The organism is Arsenicicoccus cauae (assembly GCF_043162025.1).
Lineage (GTDB): Bacteria > Actinomycetota > Actinomycetes > Actinomycetales > Dermatophilaceae > Arsenicicoccus > Arsenicicoccus cauae.
Genome location: NZ_CP171001.1, coordinates 2,498,080 through 2,520,335 on the forward strand (window position 1 = coordinate 2,498,080; position 22,256 = coordinate 2,520,335).

Here is a 22,256-nt window from a genome sequence, read left to right on the forward strand (position 1 = left end):
CCGTGCGGCGAGGGCCCTGGTCAGCCCCTAGGATCGGGCGCATGACTGACGCGGACGTGGCGCCCATCACGGTGACCGAGGTGCGAGTGCTGGAGGGACCCAACCTCTACTTCACGCGTCCGGCCATGAAGGTCGTGCTCGAGGTGCCCGGGATCCTCGAGCTGCGTCGCCCCCAGGCGCGCCGCCTCGCGGCACGTCTCGGCCTGCGGCAGGCCGACCCCGGCGGCGCCCACACCCTGGAGCGCCAGGCCATGGCGCTGCGCCTCGCGCGTCGCCTGGTCCGGCGGCTCGCGGCGGGCGCCGGCATACGAGGCCTGTCGACCAAGACACGGGCAGGCAACCGTCCCGAGGAGATCGTCGTCGCGTTCCCGTGGAGCCGGCGTGGCCGCGGGGTCGCGATGGCCGAGGCGCTGGGGCCGGTGCTGTCGGCCCTGCTCACCGGCGACGACGACGAGGCCCGGCAGGCCATGGACGACGCGACCCGGCAGATCGCCACCGCCCCCGCCGGCGCCCGCCCGACCACGATCACCCCCAAGATCCCCGTCGCCTCCATCACCGGCACCAACGGCAAGACCACCACCACCCGCCTCGTCGCCCACATCGCCATGACGGCGGGGCTGCAGACCGCGTGGTCGAGCACGTCGGGCGTCTACGCCCAGGGCGAGGAGGTCGAGGAGGGGGACTACTCGGGTCCCGCGGGCGCGGCCGCCGTGCTGCACCACCCCGGCGTGCAGGTCGGCATCCTCGAGACCGCGCGCGGAGGCATGCTGCTCAAGGGCATGGGCGTGACCCACAACGACGTCTCCGTGGTCACCAACGTCACAGCCGACCACCTCGGCATGCAGGGCGTCGACACGGTCGACCAGCTCTCCGAGGTCAAGGCCATCGTGACCAAGGTCACCCGGCCCGACGGGTGGGCCGTGCTCAACGGTGACGACCCCCGCGTCTGGGCGATGCGGTCGAGCACCGAGGCGCGCCCGTGGGCGTTCAGCACCGACCCGTCCTCGCCCGCGCTGCGCGAGGCCGTCGACGACGGTGGTCGGGGCATCACCGTGCTCGACGACGCCATCGCCGTCCTGGAGCGCGACGGCGAGGTGGACCGGCTGCTCCCCCTGGCCGAGGTGCCGATGACCATGGCCGGGCTGTCGCGGCACAACACCGCCAACGCGCTCGCGGCCGCCGCCACGTCCCTCGGACTCGGCCTGCCGCGCGACGCCGTCGTCGAGGGGCTGCGGACCTTCGCCCCCGACGGGGAGCACAACCCCGGCCGGCTCAACACCTACACCGTGCGGGTGGACTCCGGTGGCACCGCGACCGTCATCCTCGACATGGCGCACAACGAGGACGGCCTCCAGGCGCTGATCGAGGTCGCCCGGGGGCTCACCAGGCCCGGCGCACGCTTCCACCTCGGCGTGGGCACCGGCGGCGACCGCACCGACGAGATCCTGGAGTCCATGGGCGCGATGGCCGGGTCCAGCGCCGACGTCGTGCACGTCGTGCACAAGGACCGCTACCTGCGAGGCCGCACCCGCGAGGACCTCGAGGCGCACCTGCGGATCGGGCTGTCCCGCGTCGGCGTCGCCGAGGTCGACTCCTATCCCACCGAGCTCGACGGCCTGCAGGGCATCCTGCGGCAGACCGGCAACGGCGACGTCGTCGCCGTCATGGTGCACGCCGACTGGCCGCAGCTCAACGCCTGGCTGCTCGAGCAGGGCGCCCGCCCCGACTCCGCCACCTCCATCCGGGCCAAGGTCAAGCGCGCCCGCGGCGAGCACGAGCACGAGGAGACCCTGCGCGCCCTGCGCGCCGACGCAACGGTCTCCCTGGCCGACCGCGTGGCCACCATCGAGCAACTCCTCGCCGAGTCCCCGTCGGACGGCCGGCTGCTCTTCGAGCTCGCGGCCTATCGCAACCGCGGCGACGAGGAGGAGGCCGCCATCGAGCTGTTCCAGCGAGCGCGCGAGGCCGGGCTGGACGAGCCCTGGCGCACCCGCTCCCTGATCAGCGAGGCCTCGGCCGTGCGCCGCCAGGGGCGACCCGCCGAGGCGCTCGCGCTGCTCGAGTCCGTGGACGCGCGGCGCCAGGACAGCGGCGCGTATGTCGCCTTCCGCGCGCTCGCGCAGATCGACGCGGGGCACGCGCAGGAGGCCGTGGCCTCGTTGATCGACGCGCTGCTCCGCCGTGCGGCGACGACCGACGACGACTACTACCGCGACGGCCTGCACCGCCGCGTCGAGCTCATGCGCGGGACGTCCCCCGCCGACACGGACTGAGCTCCTAGCTCACCAACGCACGCCCCCAGCCCCTCCAGACGACCCAACCTGAGCTCCCAGCTGACACAACGCAGCGAGCGCGCCGCCCCGCGATCGGGGTGGCGCGCTCGCCGCGCACCGCGTGGCGACTCAGGCGGTCTCGGCCTGCGCGGCCTGGTCCATCACGAAGTCCGGGTCGTACGCCCGGCCGTCCTGCTCGTTGTCGCCGCGCGGGGTCGCGACCTTGGTCCGCTGCTCGAGGCGTTCCATGACCTGCGCGTGCTTGTCCACGCACAGCACCACCAGGTCGCCGGGCTCGGCGATCTCCAGCGCGCGGTCGGTCGCCTGGAGCTCGTCGAGCACGATCTCGACGTCGGTGCACCGGGCTCGCCCGGCCTCCTGCGCCTGCCGTATGCCGCGCGCCACGTGCTCGGCCTGCTCGCCCGGGGCGCGCCCGCGCAGGTGGGCGTCGTCGCGAACGACGATGGTGTCGAAGTACTCCGCGGCCACGGCGCCGAGCTCGGCCATGTCGTCGTCCCGGCGGTCGCCCGCGGTCGCGACCAGTCCGATGCGCCGCACCGTGCCGCCGGCCCCGCGTTCCTCCTGACGGTCGGCATACCGCTGGGCGAAGTCACCCAGCATGCGCATCCCGGCCGCGTTGTGGCAGTAGTCGACGATGATTTGCCGGCCGGCGACGGTGAGCAGGTTCATGCGGCCGGGGGAGAGGTAGTAGCTGGTGGTGAAGGTGCGCAGTCCCTGGCGGATGTCCTGCAGCGGCGCCCCCAGCGCGAACGCGGCGCCGGCGGCGGCGAGGGCGTTGGCGACGTTCATGCGCGCGGTGCCCTCGAAGGTCGACGGCAGCAGGTGGGTGAACGCCAGCTGCATCGAGCGGCGGCCCTGGCGGATCACGATCATCTCGCCTCGCTCGGTCTCCTCGAGCACGACGGCGCGGCCGCCGCGGCGGCAGTGCTCGTCGATCATGGCGCGCTCCTCGGAGCCGGGCGCCTTGAGGGAGAACCACACGACCGAGCCGGAGCAGCGGCGGCGCATCGCCCGCACGTGCTCGTCGTCGGCGTTGAGCACGGCATACCCGGAGCGGGGGACCGCCTCGACCACGACGCGCTTGACCGCGGCGAGCTGCTCGAGCGTGTCGATCCCCTTGAGCCCCAGGTGATCTGCGGCGACGTTGGTGACGACGGCGACGTCGTTGCGGTCGTAGCCGAGGCCCTCGCGGATGATGCCGCCGCGGGCGACCTCCATCACGGCGAGGTCGACGCGGGGGTTCTGCAGGACCATGCGCGCCGAGCGCGGGCCGGACGCGTCGGCCTTGATGACGAGGCGCTCGTCGATGACGACGCCGTCAGTGGAGGTCATGCCGACCTTGCGCCCGAGACCCTTGAAGATGTGGGAGATCATCCGGCTGGTGGTGGTCTTGCCGTTGGTGCCGGTCACGGCGATGATCGGCACGCGCGACGGCGCCCCGGGGGGAAACAGCAGGTCGACGACGGGCTTGGCGATGAACTGCGGCTCGCCCTCGGTGGGGTGCGTGTGCATCCGGAAGCCGGGGGCCGCGTTGACCTCGCAGATCGCGCCGCCGGTCTCGCGGACCGGCTCGGTGATGTCGGGGCAGATGAAGTCGATGCCCGCGACGTCAAGCCCGATGAGCCGCGCCGCCTCCTCGGCCACGTCGACGTTGTCGGGGTGGGCGTCCCAGGTGCGGTCGATGGAGATGCCGCCGGTGGACATGTTGGCGGTGAGGGCCAGCTTGACCATCTCGCCGCGCGGGACGACCGCGTCCATGGCGTGGCCCTGCGACCGGACGAGCTCCACCGCGGCCTCGTCGACCTTGATCTTGGTGAGGACCTTCTCGTGGCCGACGCCGCGGCGGGGGTCGGCGTTGGTGATGTCGACGAGCTCGGCCACCGTGTGGGTGCCGTCCCCCACGACGTGCGCGGGGACGCGCTCGGCGATGGCCTGCATGCGGCCGCCGATGATCAGGCAGCGGTAGTCCTTGCCGGTGACGAAGGACTCGACCATCACCGACCCGCGCCGGGACTGCTCCTGCGCGATCGGGAAGGACTCGCGGACGGCCTGCTCGTCGCGCAGGTCGAGGCAGACGCCGCGGCCGTGGTTGCCGTCGAGCGGCTTGACGACGACGGGGTAGCCGATCCGGCGGGCCGCGGCGGCGGCACCCTCGACGTCGCGCACGAGCTCGCTGCGCGGGACGGGCAGGCCGGCCGAGGCGAGCAGCTGCGTGGTGAGGTCCTTGTCGGAGGCGATGTCGACGGCCAGCGCCCCGGTCAGCGAGGTCATGGTGGCGCGGAAGCGCTTGGCGTGGACGCCCTGCCCGAGCTGGACCAGCGAGCCGCGGTTGAGGCGCTGCCAGGGGATGTCGCGGCTGACGGCCTCCTCGAGGATCGCCATCGTGGACGGTCCGAAGGCCTGACGCTGCGCGAACCGCAGGAAGGTGGCCAGCTCCGCCTCGAAGTCGAAGGCCTCGTCGTGCTCCACCAGGTCGTTGACGAGGCGGACGGCGAGCTCGCACGCGGCCAGCGCGACGGCCTCGTCCAGGTAGCCGACGATGACGTTGTACTGCCCGACCTTGCCGCGCACCGAGCGGGTCTTGCCGCGGCGCAGGTCGTGCCCCGCCTCCTGCTGCAGCTGCAGCGCGACGTGCTCGGCGACGTGACCTAGCCACGTGCCGTCCTGCATCCGCTGGATGAAGCCGCCCGCCGTCCCGACCGAGCAGGTGTGACGCTCCAGGCCCGGCAGCAGCTCGACCAGGCGCTCGGTGAAGCCCGGGAGCAGGTCGGTCGGGTACTCCTCCAGGATCCCGAGGTCCACGACGAGGTGGACGGCCTGGTCGTAGGACCAGACGTTCGGCCCGCGGTAGACCCGCTGGGACAGGACCCGCAGGTCGGGTCGGGCCGGCCCGCAGGGGCGGGGGCGTGGGGTGTCCATGGAGACCTCCTGGCTGGGGGACGCGGGCCCCAGGCTAGCGGCCCCGGACGGTGCTGTCCCTCTGGTCCGTCGGGGGGCGGGGCGGGGACCGATGCCGTATGCCGGGACCGCCGCCACCGGGGGTCACCGGCTCGCTCAGACGACGGGCGAGGACCCGTCCGGGTGCTCGCGCTCGGAGCGGCGCACGTCGACGTCGGGGTGCATCTCGGAGAAGCTCATGAGCGTGGCGGTCTGCAGGTCGAAGGTCGACCCGGCGGGCAGCGTGTGGACGACCGCCCCGCTCACGAGCAGCGGCGCGTCCTCGGCCGCCTCGTAGGCGTCGGTCACCGCGCGGCGGGCGTCCGCGATGAACACGCCGCCGTCGCCGATGACCGTGAGCACACGCCCGTCGGTGATCTCGGCGGCCGTGTCCTCGTCGACGCCCATACCGAGCAGGGCGGGGGAGCCGGCCACGAGGGACAGCAGCCGTCCGTAGCGCGTGCGCTGCGCGAAGTGCTGGTCGACGATCACGTCCGGGAGCAGGTCCAGACCCGCCGTCAGCTGGCTGGACCGCTGGCGCGGGGTGATGCCCTCGTCGCCCATCGAGATCATGAACCGGCTCATGATCGAGGCCCCCGCCGAGGTGCCGGCGATGACGGCGCCGCGCTCGTAGGCCCGGTGGATGGCGCGCCCGACCTCGGTGCCGCCGATGAGCTGGGCGAGCTTGAGCTGGTTGCCCCCGGTCATGAAGACACCGGTGGCCTCGTCGATGGCAGCGGCGCCGCACCCCGCGTCGGTGCGGTCGGCCTCGGCGCGGCTCTGGATGTCGACCGTGACCGTCCGGTCCGCCCCGAGCCGGGCGAAGACATCGGCATAGACCTCCGCCGCCTCGTCCGCGAACGCCGACGCGGACGGGATGACCACCACGCGGGCCCGCTCGCCGCCGGCCAGCCGCACGAAGCGTCGCAGCACCGTCGCCCGCCCCATCTTGTCCTCGGCGCCGCCGATGATGAGCAGCGAACGATGGATGGTCGGCTCCGGCTGGGCGGACATGTGCGGATCAACTCCCGGTGTCATGGCAGCGCACGGACCGCGGTGCGCTGCCCGTTACCCTAGGCCGCTGCCCGCGGCCCCCCGGGTCGCCGCGCCGCAGAGCGAGACGAACCCGCCCACGCCCGCACCCGCCCGTCCCGCCCCCGCCCGCGACCGCCCCGCCGCGCCTCACCGGGCAGCGCGGGGGAGCCCCAGCAGCTCGACCAGGTCGTCGAGCCGGGGGCCGGGCAGGCACACGTCGGCGCGGTCGGCCAGCGCGGGCTTGGCGGCGAAGGCCACCCCGAGCCCGGCCGCCTGCAGCATGTCGAGGTCGTTGGCGCCGTCGCCCACGGCGATCGTGCGCTCCGGCGGTATGCCGTGCCGCTCGGCCAGCTCGCGCAGGACGCGGGCCTTGACGGCGCGGTCCACGACCTCGCCGGACACGCGCCCGGTGAGCCGACCGTCGGTGACCTCCAGGGCGTTGGCGACCGCGTGGTGGATCCGCAGGGTCTGCGCGAGCGGGCCCACCACCTCCACGAACCCGCCCGACACCACGCCCACGACGCCGCCCGCCGCGGTGACCGCGTCGACGAGCTCCTGCGCCCCGGGGGTCACCCTCACCGCGGCCCGCACCGCGTCGATCACCGTCACAGGCAGCCCCTCGAGCACGGCGACCCGCGCGTGCAGGCTCTGCGCGAAGTCGAGCTCGCCCCGCATGGCCGCCTCGGTCACCGCCCGCACCTCGTCCTCCTTGCCGGCGTGCGCGGCGAGCAGCTCGATGACCTCGTCCTCGATGAGCGTGGAGTCGACGTCGGTGAGCAGCAGGGGTGGCCCCTCGGCCAGCGCGGCACGGGTGCGCTCGAGCACCTCGGGGCGGCGGACCAGGGGAGCGGCGGGGGTGTCGGGCACGGGCCCCAGCCTAGAGACGGCGACGTCGTATGCCGGTGGGCTGTCCGGCATACGACGTCGTGGTCATCGAGCCGGTCAGTGCACGATCTGGACTCCCTTGCCCACCACCGTGATCCCGGAGTCGGTCACGTAGTAGCCGCGGGCCCGGTCGTGCTCCTTGTCGACGCCGACCATCGCGCCCTCGGGGACGTCGACCCCCTTGTCGAGGACGGCCTTGTGCACGGTCGCGTTGCGGTGGACGACCACGTCGTCAAAGAGCACGGAGCCCTCGACGGTGGAGTAGGAGTTGAGCTTGACGCGCGGGGACAGCACCGACGTGGTGACCTCGGCGCCGGACACGACGACGCCCGGGCAGACGGTGGAGTTGGTGACCTTGGCGGCGCGCGAGGCCATGCCCGTGACGAACTTGGCCGGCGGCAGCGACTCCATCTGCGTGAAGATCGGCCACTCCATGTTGTAGAGGTTGAACACCGGGTTGAGGGACACGAGCTCCATGTGCGCGTCGTAGTAGGAGTCCATCGTGCCGACGTCGCGCCAGTAGCCGTGGTCGCGCTCGGTCTCGCCGGGCACCACGTTGTCCTTGAAGTCGTAGACGTAGGCGTCGCCAGCGTCGACGAAGGCCGGCACGATGTCGCCGCCCATGTCGTGCTTGGTGTCGTCGCGGGCATTGTCGCTCTCGAGCGCCGCGACCAGGGCGTCCTTGGTGAAGACGTAGTTGCCCATGGACGCGAGGATCTCCTCGGGGGAGTCCGGCAGGCCCTCGGGGTCGGTGGGCTTCTCGAGGAACTCGCGGATCTTGGCCGGGTTGCTCGGCTCGACGTCGATCACGCCGAACTGGTCGGCCATGGACCGCGGCTGACGGATCGCGGCGACGGTGCACGCGGCCCCGGTGTCGACGTGCTGGGCGACCATCTGCGAGAAGTCCATGCGGTAGACGTGGTCTGCGCCCACGACGACGACGATGTCCGGGTCCTCGTCGCGGATGAGGTTCATGGACTGGTAGATCGCGTCGGCGGACCCGCGGTACCACTCCTTGCCGATGCGCTGCTGCGCCGGCACGTTGGTGACGTAGTTGCCGAGCATCTGCGACATGCGCCAGGTGCGCGACACGTGCCGGTCGAGGCTGTGCGACTTGTACTGCGTCAGCACGACGACCTTGAGGAAGCCGCTGTTGACGACGTTGGACAGGGCGAAGTCGATCAGCCGGTAGTTGCCGCCGAACGGGACGGCCGGCTTGGCGCGGTCAGCGGTGAGGGGCATGAGTCGTTTGCCCTCCCCGCCTGCGAGGACGATGGCGAGGACCTTCTTGTGGCCGCGGCGGTTGTACATGCCCTCACCCTAAGGTCGCGGCGATCCGCCTGCCACGGGAGGGGATCCGCCGTGAGCGGCGAATCGTGGCGGGCCCGGATCCGCCGCCGCCGACCGTCTCGTCGGGGCTGGGCGGGCGGGCGGGCCCGACCCCGGATAGGTTGCTCCCGTGCGAGTCGACATCGTGAGCAAGGAGTACCCGCCCCAGGTCTACGGCGGCGCGGGTGTGCACGTCACCGAGCTCGTCCGGGCCCTGCGGGCCCGCGGCGACATCGACGTCCGGGTCCGCTGCTTCGGCGGCCCCCGGGACGAGGAGGGCACGACCGGGTATGCCGACCTGCCCGAGCTCGAGGGGTCCAACGCGGCGCTGGTGACGATGGGCACCGACCTGCGCATCGCGGCCGACGTGGGAGGCGCCGACCTGGTGCACTCGCACACGTGGTACGCCAACTTCGGCGGTCACGTGGCGTCGCTGCTCAACGGCATCCCGCACGTGATCTCGGCCCACTCGCTCGAGCCGCTGCGGCCCTGGAAGGCCGAGCAGCTCGGCGGCGGCTACGCGCTCTCGTCGTTCGTGGAGCGGTCGGCCTACGAGGCCGCGGCCGGGATCATCGCGGTCTCGGCGGGGATGCGCGAGGACATCCTGCGCTGCTACCCCACGCTCGACCCGGCGCGGGTCCACGTGGTGCACAACGGGATCGACTCCGAGGACTGGAGGCCCGGCCCCGACCCGGAGGTGCTCGACAAGTACGGCATCGACCCCGACCGGCCGTTCGTGTGCTTCGTCGGGCGGATCACCCGGCAGAAGGGGCTGCCCTATCTCATCAAGGCCGCCGCCCGGCTGCCCGAGGGCGTGCAGCTCGTGCTGGCCGCCGGCGCGCCCGACACTCCCGAGATCAAGGCCGAGGTCAAGGCGCTGATCGACGACCTCAAGTCCCGCCGCGACGGCGTCGCCTGGATCGCCGAGCACCTGCCCCGCCACGAGATCGTGGCGCTCGAGTCGGCGTGCACGGTGTTCGCGTGCCCCTCGATCTACGAGCCGCTCGGGATCGTCAACCTCGAGGCGATGGCCTGCGAGGCGGCCGTGGTCGCCACGGCGACCGGCGGCATCCCGGAGGTCGTGGTGCACGGCGAGACGGGGTGGCTGGTCCCGATCGAGCAGGTGCAGGACGGGTCGGGCACGCCGCTGGACGAGGAGCGGTTCGTCGCCGACCTGGCGGCGGCGCTGACGGATGCCGTGTCGGACGTCGAGCGCGCGCGGGCCATGGGGCGAGCGGGACGGCAGCGCGCCGTCGAGCACTTCTCGTGGGCGGCGATCGGCGACAAGACCCTCGAGGTCTATCGCACCGTCCTCGACGCCTGACCCCGCATCCCGCGTCCCGCGTCCCGCGTCCCGCGTCCCGCAGGATCGTGAGCGTCTCGTCCAAGAACGTTGGGCACGACCCTGACGATCTCCGGAAGGGAGACGGGGTAAGGGGGAAGGGACGGTCTCGCGATCAGGGGAGGCGGTCGGCGGGGAGGTAGCCCGCGATCGCCAGCGCCGCCACGTTGGTGGCCGTCTCCAGCGCCTCGTCCGCCGCCCGCTGCAGCCGTTGCAGCGTCGCCGACCGGCGCCCCGCCTCGCCCGCCACCAGCGACGGGTCGGCGGCCTCGAGCCCCAGGTCGGCGATGCGCCCGACCGTCGCGGCCAGGGTGATCACGGACACCGCGCGGGCGGGCAGGTCGGGTGGCAGCCCCCAGCGCCCTGAGCCCAGCGCGGCGTCGGCGGCGTCGCGCGCGGCCGCGCCCCAGACCGCGCCCAGCGACGTGAGCTCCTCGGTGGCCGAGGCGATCTCGGCCCGCAGGACCCGCTCCGCCTCGCGTACCGACAGCATCTCCAGGCGGTGGCTCGGCACCGGGTCGCAGTCGTATGCCGTCAACCGCGCCGCCCACCCGACGTCGCCCGCCGGCCCGAACTCCGCCACGGCCGGGACCACCGCCACGCCCAGCGCGGGGGAGTAGCAGCACTCGCCCGCCTCGGCCGCCGCCCCGACGAGGTCGGGGTTGCCGCGCGGCACCGAGACGGTGGCTCCGGCGCGGGGCAGCGCCACCGCCACGACGCGTTCGCCCAGCGAGCCCCAGTCCTGCACCCGCTCGACCCCAGAGACGTGGTCCAGCTCGGCCGCCGCCGCGACCAGCGCCCGCTCCAGGGGCAGGCGGCCGGCATACGCGCTGGTCACCCACAGGGCCAGGCGACACGACAGGGGCAGCTCGGACATCCCGGCCATCCTAGGCGCGCGGGGTGCCATAGGGTCGGAGCATGAGCGACGTCCTCGAGTTCGACGATGTCACGGTGCGCCGTGGCGCCACCACGCTGGTCGAGGGGATCGACTGGGAGGTCGAGGAGGGTCAGCGCTGGGTCGTGCTGGGCCCCAACGGAGCCGGCAAGTCGACGCTGCTGCAGCTGGCCGCCGCGCGGATGCACCCGACGAGCGGGACCGCCAGCGTCCTCGGCGAGACCCTCGGGGCGGTCGACGTGTTCGAGCTGCGGCCTCGCATCGGGATCGCCAGCGCCGCCACCGCCGAGCGCGTCCCCCTGTCGGAGCGGGTGCGCGATGTCGTGCTGACCGCGTCCTACGCCGTGATCGGGCGATGGCGCGAGAGCTATGACGAGCTCGACGAGCAGCGGGCCGACGAGCTGCTCGGCACCCTCGGCGTCGCGCACCTCGCCGAGCGGACCTTCGGGACGCTGAGCGAGGGGGAGCGCAAGCGCGTCCAGATCGCCCGGGCCCTGATGGCCGACCCCGAGCTGATGCTGCTCGACGAGCCCGCCGCCGGCCTGGACCTCGGTGGTCGCGAGGACCTCGTGCGTCGCCTCGGCGAGCTCGCGCAGGACGTCATGTCGCCCGCCCTGGTCCTGGTGACCCACCACGTCGAGGAGATCCCGCCGGGCTTCACCGACGTGCTGCTCCTGCGCGACGGGATGGTCGTGGCCGCCGGTCCGCTCGAGCTCACCCTCACCGAGGACAACCTGTCCGAGACCTTCGGCCTGCCGCTGGTCCTGGAGCAGCACGGCGAGCGGTATGCCGCCCGCGCCCGCCCCGACGCGGGCTGAGGCCTCGTGGGGAACCCGCACGGCCCGGGACACGTCACACAGGTGTCCGCGCCGCAGGCGCACCCCCCAGGTGCCCGACGTGCTGGAGACGAGGAGAGTGGGACGTCATGGAGTGGTTCGCTGACAACGGCTGGCTGGCCTGGGTGGGCCTGGCCCTGATCCTGGGGGCGATCGAGGCGGCCAGCGTCGACTTCTTCTGGCTGATGCTCGCGGGAGGCTCCCTGGCGGGGGCGATCGCGGCGACCCTGGGTGCCGGCTTCGCCGCGCAGGTGGTCGTCGCCGTGGTCGTGGCGCTGCTGCTCGTCCTGCTGGTGCGGCCCATGGTCAAGCGGCGGTTCACCGTCGCGCCGGACACCAGCATCGGCGCCGGCGCCAACATCGGGCGCGCAGCCCTGGTCACCGAGACGGTGACCACCACGAGCGGGCTGATCAAGCTCGCGGGGGAGACGTGGACCGCGCGCACCCAGGCGGGGCAACCCGCCATACCCCCGGGCCAGGAGGTCCGGGTGGTGTCCATCGAGGGGGCTACCGCCGTCGTCGCCGACGCCGCGGACAGCCGGGAAGGCATCTGATCCATGGAGACCCTGATCGTCCTCGGCATCCTGGTGCTCTTCGCGGTCATCGTGATCGCCAAGACCATCAAGATCGTGCCGCAGCAGACGGCGCTCATCATCGAGCGGCTCGGCAGCTACTCACGGACCCTGACGGCGGGCCTGCACCTGCTGGTCCCGTTCTTCGACAAGGTCCGCGCCAACATCGACCTGCGCGAGCAGGTGGTGTCCTTCCCGCCCCAGCCGGTGATCACGAGCGACAACCTGGTCGTCTCCATCGACACGGTCATCTACTACTCGGTGATCGACGCCAAGTCGGCCGTCTACGAGATCGCCAACTTCATCCAGGGCATCGAGCAGCTCACCGTCACCACCCTGCGCAACGTCATCGGATCCCTTGACCTCGAGCAGACGTTGACCTCGCGCGACCAGATCAACGCCCAGCTGCGCGGCGTCCTCGACGAGGCCACCGGCAAGTGGGGCATCCGTGTCAACCGCGTCGAGCTCAAGGCCATCGACCCGCCGCACTCCGTGCAGGACTCGATGGAGAAGCAGATGCGCGCCGAGCGTGACCGTCGCGCCGCGATCCTGACCGCCGAGGGCGTCAAGCAGTCCCAGATCCTCACCGCCGAGGGCGAGAAGCAGTCGCAGATCCTGCGCGCCGAGGGCTCCGCCCAGGCCCGCATCCTCGAGGCGCAGGGTCAGTCCCGCGCCATCACCCAGGTCTTCGACGCGATCCACCGCGGCAAGCCCGACCAGAAGCTCCTCGCCTACCAGTACCTCCAGGTGCTCCCCCAGCTCGCCCGAGGCGACGCCAACAAGCTGTGGGTCATCCCGTCCGAGCTCACCGAGGCGCTCAAGGGCATCGGCTCCGCGCTCGGAGGCAACGCCGGCAACGACGGCAAGGGCGGCTGGGGCAGCGACCCGTCCGACCCCTACACCCCCGAGGACTCCGAGCTGTCCCGCGCGGCATTCGACGACGTGCAGCTGCAGGACCCCGCCGAGGCGCTCCGTGAGGCCCGCAGCCAGGCCCAGGCCACCGAGCGCGAGGCCGAGGACCACGCCCAGGAGCGACGCCCCTCCGGTATGCCGACTGCGCCGACCCAGGCGATGCCCGCCGCAGAGCCGCCGGCCGCGCCTCCGACGGCGCCCGTCGCCGAGCCACCCGCCGGGTCGACGGCGACGCCGCCGCCTGGCGTCGACCCCCGCTGAGGGCGGGCGGACGGCATACGTCCCGACCACCATCCGCCCCTCTGGGCACGGACACCCGGTCACCACCTATGGTGGCCGGGTGTCGCTGTGGGAAGCCCTGGTCATCGTCCTCGCCGGTCTCGGCGCCGGGACCATCAACACCGTCGTCGGGTCGGGGACGCTGATCACGTTCCCGACGCTGCTGCTGCTCGGGATCCCGCCGGTCTCGGCCAACATCTCCAACAGCCTCGGGCTGTGCGCGGCGGCCGTCACGAGCATCCCGGGCTTCCGGTCGCTCATGGTGGGCATGGGCGACCTGGTGCGCCGGTTCGTGCCCGCCGCGTTGGTCGGCGCGGTCGCGGGCGCCGTCCTGCTGCTGGTCCTGCCCGCGGAGGCCTTCCGCGTGATCGTGCCGGTCCTGATCGCGCTGGCCCTGGTCCTCGTCGTCCTGGGCCCGCGGATCAGCCGGTGGACCAGGACCCACCACCAGGAGGCGATCAGCCCGACCCGGATGCGCCTCGCCATCGCCTCCGTGGGGCTCACCGCCGTCTACGGCGGCTACTTCGGGGCGGCGCAGGGGATCATCCTCGTGTCCCTGCTGGGCCTGCTCCTGCCGCACCCCCTCCCGCAGATCAACGCCATCAAGAACATCACCGCCAGCCTCACGAACTTCGTGGCGGCGCTCGTCTTCATCGTGGTGGCGCGCGACCAGATGCGTTGGGACGTGGCCGCGCTCATCGGCTTTGGCGCCCTCGGCGGCGGCTGGGTCGGTGCCCGGATCGGGACGCGCATCTCGGCGTCCGCGCTGCGCGTCATCATCGTGGTGGTGGGCGTGGCGGCGATCGTCAAGCTGGTCGCCTTCCCGTGACTAGGCTTGCGCGGTGCCCATCTGGATCGATGACCCCGCCGACCCCGCGCTGCTCGACTACGTCGGCCTGACCGACGTCGCGCTGCGGCGGCGCACCGAGCCGGAGCGCGGGCTCTACATCGCCGAGAGCGACAAGGTCATCCGCCGCGCGCTGGCGGCCGGCCACCGGCCGCGGTCCTTCCTGATGGCGGAGCGCTGGCTGACGGACCTCGCCGACCTGGTCTCCTGGGCCGAGTCGTCCGGCATACCGGTATATGTCGGGACCCACCGCATCATCGAGGACCTCACGGGCTTCCACCTGCACCGTGGGGCGCTGGCGTCGATGCAGCGGCCCGAGCTGCCTGCGGTGGGGTCGGTGCTGGCGGCTGCGCGCCGGGTCGTCGTGCTCGAGGACATCGTCGATCACACCAACGTGGGGGCCATCTTTCGCTCGGCCGCGGCGCTCGGGGTGGACGCGGTCCTGGTCACCCCACGCTGCGCGGACCCCCTCTACCGCCGGTCGATCCGGGTGTCGATGGGCACGGTGTTCCAGGTCCCGTGGACCCGCATCGACCCCTGGCCGGGCGGAGTCGAGCTGTTGCGGGACAACGGTTTCCACGTCGCCGCGATGGCGCTGAGCGACGACTCCGTGTCGCTCGACGAGCTCGCCGCCGCGCCGCCGGAGCGTCTCGCGGTGGTCATGGGCACCGAGGGCGACGGCCTGTCCACCCGCACCGTCGCGTCGGCGGACTCGGTGGTGCGCATCCCGATGGCCGGGGGAGTGGACTCGCTCAACGTCGCCGCGGCCTCGGCAGTCGCGATGTGGGCGCTGCGGGGCGCGCCTCAGGGGCTGGCTGACGGGGCTGGCTGACGGGGCGGGCTGACGGGGCTGGCTGACGCGACGCCGCCGGTCGGTTGGTCTCGCTCGGGTCACGATCGCCGAAACCGCGCCCCTGCACCATTTTTCGGGGCGCGATGCGCGGGTCTCGGGGGCAGGATCGTGCGCCATGAAGCCACTCGTCCTGCGCAGCGCCCTCGTCGCGTCGCTCGGTGGTCTGATCTTCGGATTCGACACCGCCGTCATCTCCGGCACCACCGAGGCCCTCAAGGCCCAGTTCTCGTTGTCGGACTCCGCGCTGGGCTGGGCCGTCGGGGTCGCCCTGCTCGGCACCATCCTCGGCGCGCTGACGGCGGGTCAGCCCGCGGACCGGTTCGGCCGCAAGAAGGTCCTGTTCGTCATCGGCATCCTCTACGTCCTCGGCGCCCTCGGCACGGCCTTCGCACCCAACATCCTGGTCCTGTCGATCTTCCGCTTCCTCGGCGGCATCGGCGTCGGCGCGGCCTCGGTGTGCGCCCCGATCTACACCGCCGAGATCGCCCCGGCCAAGGTCCGCGGTCGCCTCGTCGGGCTGGTGCAGTTCAACATCGTGCTCGGCATCCTGCTGGCCTACCTGTCCAACTACCTCATCCGGATCATCATCAACGACGAGGCCACCGACTGGCGCTGGATGTTCGGCGTGATGGCGGTGCCCGCCGCGATCTTCCTCGCCATGCTGATGACCGTCCCCGAGACTCCCCGCTGGCTCATGGCCAACGGCCGCGACGAGGAGGGCCGGGAGGTCATCGGCCGGCTGACCCAGACGCGGGAGGAGGCCGACCTGCAGATCCAGGAGATCGACGCCTCGCTGGCGTCCGCGGCCAACGCGCCGTCCGTGCCGTTCTTCGTCAAGGAGCACCGCAAGGTCATCCTGCTCGCGTTCACCATCGCGATGTTCAACCAGATGTCCGGCATCAACGCGATCCTCTACTACGCCCCCGAGGTGATGAAGAAGGCCGGCGCCTCCACCGACGCGGCCTTCCTGATGTCGGTGGCCGTCGGCTTCATGAACCTCGTCGCCACCATGACCGCCCTCACCGTCATCGACAAGATCGGGCGCAAGCGGCTGATGACCATCGGCTCCATCGGCTACCTGATCAGCCTCGGCTTCCTGTCGGGCCTGATGTTCTACTACGAGAAGGGCAAGGGTGGGGCCTTCGACTCCACCTCCAGCATCCTCGTGCTGATCGGGCTGCTGGTCTTCATCGCCGCCCACGCCTTCGGCCAGGGCGCCGTCATCTGGGTGTTCATCTCCGAGATCTTCCCCAACCGCATCCGCGGCCGCGGCCAGTCCCTCGGCTCGCTCACCCACTGGGTGTTCGCGTGGCTCACGTCGACCTTCTTCCCGCCGATCATCGGTGCGCTCGGCGGCGGGGTGGCCTTCGCGATCTTCTTCGTCTTCATGATCGGCCAGCTCTTCTGGGTGCTGCGCGTCATGCCGGAGACCAAGGGCGTGCCGCTGGAGGAGATGGAGGCCAAGCTCGGCCTCACCCACGACCCGCGGGACACCGGCGGTGGCCCCACCCCGGTGATGCACTGACGGTCGTATGCCGGACCGCCCGCCATCCACACCCGCCGCCTCGGGCTCAGGACCAGGACTGGTGCAGGGGCCGCCCCTCGGCGTAGCCGGACGAGCTCTGGATGCCGACCACCGCGCGGTCGTGGAACTCCGCGATCGAGCGGGCGCCGGCATACGTGCAGGAGGAGCGCACCCCCGAGATGATCTCGTCGATCAGGTCCTCGACCGAGGGGCGGGCCGGGTCGACGTACATGCGCGCGGCCGAGATGCCCTCCTCGAACAGCGCCTTGCGGGCCCGGTCATAGCTGGACTCGCCGGCCGTGCGGTTGGCCACGGCGCGCTTGGACGCCATCCCGAAGGACTCCTTGTAGGCACGGCCGTCGCTGTCGCGCTGCAGGTCTCCTGGCGACTCCAAGGTCCCCGCGAACCACGACCCGATCATGACGTTGGACGCCCCGGCGGCCAGCGCCAGCGCGACGTCGCGGGGGTGGCGCACCCCGCCGTCGGCCCAGACGTGCTTGCCGAGCTCGCGGGCCGCGGCGGCGCACTCCAGCACGGCGCCGAGCTGCGGGCGCCCCACGCCGGTCTGCATGCGCGTGGTGCACATGGCGCCGGGCCCGACGCCGACCTTGATGATGTCGGCGCCCGCCTCGACCAGGTCGCGCACGCCGTCGGCGGAGACGACGTTGCCGGCCACCACGGGCACGTCGACGCCGGCGGAGCGCACCGCGCGCAGCGCGTCGATCATCTTGTCCTGGTGGCCGTGGGCCGTGTCGACCACGAGCAGGTCGGCGCCGGCGTCGACGAGGGCGCGTGCCTTGGCGGCGACGTCGCCGTTGATGCCGACGGCGGCGGCGATGCGCAGACGACCCTGGGCGTCGGTGGCGGGGGTGTAGAGCGAGGCGCGCAGCGCCCCCTGCCGCGTGACCAGGCCCACCAGGTGGCCGTCGGCGTCCACGACGGGCGCGAGCTTGCGGTGGCGGTCGTGCAGCAGCGCGAACGCGTCGCGCGGGCTAGTGCCCTCGGGGATGGTGAGCAGCTCGGTGCTCATCACCTCCGACAGCTGGGTGAACCGGTCGACGCCGACCAGATCCGCCTCGGTGACGATGCCGACGGGCCGGTCGTCGACCTGCACGATCGCGGCGCCGTGCGCGCGCTTGGGCAGCAGGCCGAGCGCATAGCCGCAGGTGTGGTGCGGCTTGACCGAGATGGGGGTGTCGTAGACCAGGTGGCGCGACTTCACATCGGCGATCACCTCGGCGACGATGTCGACGGGGATGTCCTGCGGTATGACGACCAGCCCGCCTCGACGCGCCACCGTCTCGGCCATGCGACGCCCGGCGATGGCGGTCATGTTGGCGACCACCAGGGGGATGGTCGTGCCGCTGCCGTCGGTCGTGGACAGGTCCACGTCGAGGCGGGAGGTGACGGACGACCGCGACGGGACCATGAAGACGTCGTCGTAGGTCAGGTCGAAGCTCGGCTCCAGGCCGTTGAGGAAGCGCACTCGTCCGAGCCTACTGCTCGGGCACCTCACACATCCCCGTGATGACGGCGCGGGCGAGGGTGTGCGCCCCGATCGTGAAGCCGGTCGCCGCGCCGCTCGCGGTGTCGTCGAGCCCCAGGTCGTCGGTGTCGAGCGCGTGCACGGCGAAGATGAAGCGGTGCGGACGGTCGCCCGCGGGCGGCGCCGCTCCACCGAAGGCCTTGAGGCCGTAGTCGTTCGCCATCATGAACGCGCCCTTGGGCAGGTGCTTGCCCCGCTCGGCGCCCGCGCCCTCGGGCAGCGAGGTGCAGTCGGCGGGCAGACCGACGAGCAGCCAGTGCCAGAAGCCGCTGGGGGTGGGTGCGTCCGGGTCGAAGCAGGTGACGGCATAGCCGCGCGTCTCGGTGGGCGCACCGCTCCAGGAGAGCTGCGGGGAGCGGTTGTCGCCGGTCATGCCCCACGAGTCGAAGAGCTGGGCGTCCGGTAGGTCCGCGCCGTCGTCGAAGGACTCGCTGGTGACGGTGAAGGAGCCCACCTGGGGGAGCAGCTCGTAGGGGTCCGGGGCCGTGGGTCGGTCGAGGGTGCTCATGCTCCGACCCTATGCCGCAGGATCTGCGCCCGCACCCCTGTGGCGCCGTATATCCGTAGTGGCCGGGCCGCACGCTCGCGTAGCATCCATCGCCGTGACTGTGTCCGGCCGCCCCGCTCATCCCGCCGACCACCCGACCGCTGACCACCGGACCGTGACCTGGCGGCGCCTCGCGACCCCGACGGCCGCGGCCGCGCTGGTGGCGCTCACGATCGGCGCCGTGGGGACGGCGCTCGGGACGGTGGTGGCGGGTCGACTCGCCGACCAGGTGTCCTGGCGGCTGGTCGGGGTCCTCGCCCTGTGCGTGGTCGGCGGCGCGGCGGTCGACACCGTCGGTCGGTGGTTGTGGGCCGGCGTCTCCGACCGAGCGGAGGGCCGGCTGCGGGACGACCTGCTCGACGCCGCACTGAGCCAGCCGCTCCCCGCCCTGTCGGAGCAGCCCGTGGGGGAGATCCTCGACCGGGTCGACGACGACACCCGCGAGGTCGGGTCGCTCGTGCGGATGCAGCTGTGGATGATGCTGCGCGCCGTCGTCTCGATCGTGCCGATGCTCGTCGTCGCGGGATTCACGTGGTGGCCGTCGGTGCTGCTGTTCCCGGTGTTCGCCGTCGCGGCCGTCCTGTCGGTGCGCGGCCTGCTCGGCGAGATCGCCCGCCGCAAGGTCGTCGAGGAGGCCGCGTGGACCGACCACGCCGCCGCGCTCGAGGAGGGCATCGCCGCCCAGGACGACCTGCGCACGAGCCTCGGTCAGGCCTTCGCGATCCGCCGCGTGGCGGCGTTGTCCGCCGAGGTGCACCGGCGATTCCACGAGGTGCTGCGGCTCGAGGGGGCCGTCACCCTGCGCACCGGGGTCATCCTGCACGCGCTCCTGGCGGCCGTCGCCGTCGCCGGGGTCCTGCTCGCCACGGCGGACCGGCTGTCCGTGCCCCAGCTCGTCACGCTGTTCCTCATCACCGCGACCTTCGTGGGCTACATCGGGCGGGTCGCCGACCAGCTCCCCGACCTGCAGGCCGGCCTCGGCGCGGTGATGCGCCTGCGCCAGCTGATGGCGGTCGAGCCGGAGCCCGAGGGCGGCCGGGAGCTGCCGCCCGGGCCCGTGAGCCTGGAGTTCCGGCACGCCTGCTTCGCGTATGCCGAGGGGGCGTTCGCCCTGCGCGACGTCGACCTGACGGTGCCGGCGGGCCAGACGCTGGCCCTCGTCGGGCGCACGGGGTCGGGCAAGTCGACGCTCGCCTCGCTCGTCTCGCGGGCCGTCGACCCCCGCCCCGGCGAGGTCCTCCTCGAGGGGATCGACGTCCTCGACCTCGACCTGCGCGCGCTGCGCCAGACCGTCGGCGTGGTCACGCAGCGCACCGAGATCCTGGCGGGCACCCTCGGCGACAACATCTCGTTGTTCACCGACGCGCCGCGCGAGCGCATCGAGGCCGTCCTGGCCGAGCTCGGTCTCTCGGACTGGGTCAGCGGCCTCGACGACGGGATCGACACCCTGCTCGGTCCCGGCGGCACGGTCCTGTCCGCCGGGGAGGAGCAGCTGCTCGCCTTCGCCCGGCTGCTGATGCGCGACGTCCAGGTCGTCGTCCTCGACGAGGCCACAGCGCGGATGGACCCGCTCACCGAGGCCCGCGTCGTCGCCGCCTCCGAACGGCTCCTGCGTGGCCGCACCGGCATCCTCATCGCGCACCGGCTGTCGACGATCGCCCGCGCGGACCTCGTCGCCGTCCTGGCCGGTGGCCAGGTCGTGCAGGCGGGGGAGCGGGCGCGCCTGGCTGCCGAGCCCGGCGCCTTCCGGACGCTGCTGGAGGCCGCCCGAGAGACCGGCGGTGACCACGGGGCGGCCGGGACGTCATACCCTCGTCCCTCGGACCGTCCGGACGCGGCCGCCCCCTCGGGCAGCACCGCCGTCACCGCCCTGGGGACCGTCCGTCGCCGCGGCGAGCCCCCGGCGTCCCGCGACCCGGGCGACGGGTCCTCGCTCGCCCGCGGCATCCTCAACGTCCTTGCCGTGCGCCCGGCCTGGGGCCTGCTGGCGGTGGCGCTCTTTCTCGCTCACTCCCTCGGCGGGGCCGTCGGCGCTCTCACGGGCTACGCGTGGGGGCACGCCGTCCAGGCACTGCAAGGCGGCACCTCACCGTGGTGGTGGCTCGCGCTCGTGGTGGCGGTGTCGCTGCTCGGCCCGGTGGCTCTGGCGGCCGCGGTGGTGCGCTATCCCCGCTGGTGGGTCGAGGTCCTGCTCCGCGTGCGCCTGTCCGTGCTCGTCGGCCAGACCGCGCAGCGGCGCCTCGAGCGGGTCCCGGCCGGCGAGGTGGTGGCCCGGGCGATGGACTCCGACCGCTACGCGCGCTACGCCGACCGCTGGGTCGACTTCGTCAACGGCCTGCTGATCTGCCTGGTCACCGCGCTCGTCGCGGGCACCTGGCTCGCCGGTCTCGTGCTGCTCGTCGTCATGGCCGCCTCGGCCGTCGCCTCGGCGGTGGGCCGTCCCGTCGCCGGGCGGTCCGCGGCCCAGGCCTCGGCGACCCGGGCGCGCTTCGGCCGGGTCCTCGTGTCAGTCCTCGAGTCGGCTCGCACGGTCAAGCTCGCAGGCCGCATGCCGGAGGTGCGCCGCCACCTGCGCCAGGTCGACGCCGGCCGGGTCCAGGCGGCCGTCCGCGAGCACCGGGTCCAGGCCTTCCTCGACGGCGTCCCCACCGTGATGGTGCAGGCCGGCGCCGTGGCGGCCTGGGTGGGCGTGCTCACGGGGCGGTGGGGTCTGGCCACCGCCCTGCTGGTGGTCAACGCGGTCAACGGCTTCGACTGGTTCGGCCGGGTCGCCGGGGCGGTCGTCACCGAGGCTCCCGGCACGCGCGCCTGGCAGGTGGCGACCAGCCGGATGGCGGGTGGCGCGGACCTGGTCGCCCTGCCCGCCGACGTCGACCTCGTCACCGGGGACGCCCCCGAGCCGGCGGCCACCCCGCGCGTGCCCCTGGAGCGCCTGTCGCTGCGTCGCCTGTCCGCCGTGCACGAGGACGGCACGGTCGGCGTCGAGGACGTCGACCTGGACATCGAACGGGGCGAGCTCGTGCTGCTGCTCGGCCAGGTCGGGGCCGGCAAGTCCAGCCTGCTGCGGGCCGTCGCGGGCCTCGCCGACCACCGGGGCTCGCTGCGGTGGAACGGTCAGGAGGTCACCGACCCCGAGGTCTTCCTGCGCCCCGGTCAGGTGGCCTACGTCGGCCAGGTGCCCCGGGTCCTGTCGGGCACCTTCGACGAGAACGTCCGTCTCGGCTTCGACCGCGCCTTCGACAGCCCGATCGGGGTGGCGCGGCTCGAGCCCGACGTCGAGCAGGCGGGCGGCGCGCACTCGCTCGTCGGGCACCGCGGCGTCCGCCTGTCCGGCGGGCAGGTCCAGCGCCTCGCCCTGGCCCGCGCGGTCGCCGCCGACGCCGAGCTGCTGCTGGCCGACGACGTGTCGTCCGCGCTGGACGCCCGCACGGAGATCGAGCTGTGGCAGGCGCTGCGCTCTCGGTCGATGACGGTGGTCGGGGCGACGTCCAAGCGGGCGGCCCTGGCGCAGGCGGACCGCGTCGTCGTCGTCGTGGACGGCCGCGTCGCCGAGGTCGGCCCCTGGTCCGACCTCGCCGGACGCTGGGGACACCTCGCCGGGTGAGCCAGGCCAGGTTGCGGG

The 22,256-nt window shown here is 72.9% G+C and carries 16 protein-coding genes; 9 read left to right on the plus strand and 7 right to left on the minus strand.

Annotated elements, in window-relative coordinates:
- The first annotated feature begins 41 nt into the window (after positions 1–41).
- The gene (locus ACF3NS_RS11665) at positions 42–2,273 is read left to right on the plus strand and encodes a tetratricopeptide repeat protein (protein ID WP_392466197.1); all 2,232 of its coding nucleotides are present in this window, start codon (positions 42–44) and stop codon (positions 2,271–2,273) included.
- A 129-nt stretch (positions 2,274–2,402) separates the two neighbouring features.
- On the opposite strand, the gene cphA is transcribed toward ACF3NS_RS11665, so the two are convergent.
- The 4 genes from cphA to glgC all read right to left on the minus strand — a co-directional run bounded on the left by cphA (position 2,403) and on the right by glgC (position 8,462).
- On the minus strand, positions 2,403–5,213 hold the full coding sequence (gene cphA, locus ACF3NS_RS11670) for a cyanophycin synthetase (protein WP_154594202.1): 2,811 nt from the start codon (positions 5,211–5,213) through the stop codon (positions 2,403–2,405).
- A gap of 135 nt (positions 5,214–5,348) precedes the next feature.
- Positions 5,349–6,245, minus strand: coding sequence for a cyanophycinase (locus tag ACF3NS_RS11675; protein ID WP_392466201.1), 897 nt, complete (start codon positions 6,243–6,245; stop codon positions 5,349–5,351).
- Between the two features lie 168 nt (positions 6,246–6,413).
- Positions 6,414–7,133 carry a phosphoserine phosphatase SerB gene (serB, locus tag ACF3NS_RS11680; RefSeq protein WP_288800110.1) on the minus strand — a complete coding sequence of 240 codons (720 nt, stop codon included), beginning with the start codon at positions 7,131–7,133 and terminating at the stop codon, positions 6,414–6,416.
- Between the two features lie 75 nt (positions 7,134–7,208).
- Positions 7,209–8,462, minus strand: a complete 1,254-nt coding sequence (gene glgC / locus ACF3NS_RS11685) for a glucose-1-phosphate adenylyltransferase (RefSeq protein WP_288800108.1) — start codon at positions 8,460–8,462, stop codon at positions 7,209–7,211.
- A 148-nt stretch (positions 8,463–8,610) separates the two neighbouring features.
- Between glgC and glgA the strand changes: the two genes are divergently transcribed.
- Positions 8,611–9,804, plus strand: coding sequence for a glycogen synthase (gene glgA / locus ACF3NS_RS11690; protein WP_288800107.1), 1,194 nt, complete (start codon positions 8,611–8,613; stop codon positions 9,802–9,804).
- Positions 9,805–9,937: 133 nt separating this feature from the next.
- Here glgA and ACF3NS_RS11695 read toward each other — a convergent pair whose 3' ends face one another.
- Positions 9,938–10,699, minus strand: a complete 762-nt coding sequence (locus tag ACF3NS_RS11695) for a hypothetical protein (protein WP_392466204.1) — start codon at positions 10,697–10,699, stop codon at positions 9,938–9,940.
- 41 nt (positions 10,700–10,740) lie between these two features.
- Between ACF3NS_RS11695 and ACF3NS_RS11700 the strand changes: the two genes are divergently transcribed.
- From ACF3NS_RS11700 to ACF3NS_RS11725, 6 genes are all read left to right on the plus strand, one after another.
- Positions 10,741–11,535 carry an ABC transporter ATP-binding protein gene (locus tag ACF3NS_RS11700; RefSeq protein ID WP_154594207.1) on the plus strand — a complete coding sequence of 265 codons (795 nt, stop codon included), beginning with the start codon at positions 10,741–10,743 and terminating at the stop codon, positions 11,533–11,535.
- A gap of 107 nt (positions 11,536–11,642) precedes the next feature.
- Positions 11,643–12,107 (plus strand): NfeD family protein, encoded by a 465-nt coding sequence (locus tag ACF3NS_RS11705; protein WP_288798403.1) that lies wholly within the window; start codon positions 11,643–11,645, stop codon positions 12,105–12,107.
- A 3-nt stretch (positions 12,108–12,110) separates the two neighbouring features.
- Positions 12,111–13,298, plus strand: a complete 1,188-nt coding sequence (locus ACF3NS_RS11710) for an SPFH domain-containing protein (RefSeq protein ID WP_288798405.1) — start codon at positions 12,111–12,113, stop codon at positions 13,296–13,298.
- Between the two features lie 79 nt (positions 13,299–13,377).
- On the plus strand, positions 13,378–14,145 hold the full coding sequence (locus ACF3NS_RS11715; RefSeq protein WP_392466207.1) for a sulfite exporter TauE/SafE family protein: 768 nt from the start codon (positions 13,378–13,380) through the stop codon (positions 14,143–14,145).
- 13 nt (positions 14,146–14,158) lie between these two features.
- Positions 14,159–14,995, plus strand: a complete 837-nt coding sequence (locus ACF3NS_RS11720; RefSeq protein WP_392466209.1) for a TrmH family RNA methyltransferase — start codon at positions 14,159–14,161, stop codon at positions 14,993–14,995.
- 136 nt (positions 14,996–15,131) lie between these two features.
- Positions 15,132–16,541: a sugar porter family MFS transporter gene (locus ACF3NS_RS11725; protein ID WP_154594210.1), complete on the plus strand. Its 1,410-nt coding sequence runs from the start codon at positions 15,132–15,134 to the stop codon at positions 16,539–16,541.
- 46 nt (positions 16,542–16,587) lie between these two features.
- On the opposite strand, the gene ACF3NS_RS11730 is transcribed toward ACF3NS_RS11725, so the two are convergent.
- Positions 16,588–18,027 carry a GuaB1 family IMP dehydrogenase-related protein gene (locus tag ACF3NS_RS11730; protein WP_288798410.1) on the minus strand — a complete coding sequence of 480 codons (1,440 nt, stop codon included), beginning with the start codon at positions 18,025–18,027 and terminating at the stop codon, positions 16,588–16,590.
- 10 nt (positions 18,028–18,037) lie between these two features.
- Positions 18,038–18,595, minus strand: coding sequence for a YbhB/YbcL family Raf kinase inhibitor-like protein (locus ACF3NS_RS11735; protein WP_392466213.1), 558 nt, complete (start codon positions 18,593–18,595; stop codon positions 18,038–18,040).
- Between ACF3NS_RS11735 and ACF3NS_RS11740 the strand changes: the two genes are divergently transcribed.
- On the plus strand, positions 18,594–22,238 hold the full coding sequence (locus ACF3NS_RS11740) for an ABC transporter ATP-binding protein (protein WP_154594212.1): 3,645 nt from the start codon (positions 18,594–18,596) through the stop codon (positions 22,236–22,238). The genes ACF3NS_RS11735 and ACF3NS_RS11740 overlap by 2 nt on opposite strands.
- Positions 22,239–22,256 lie beyond the last annotated feature (18 nt).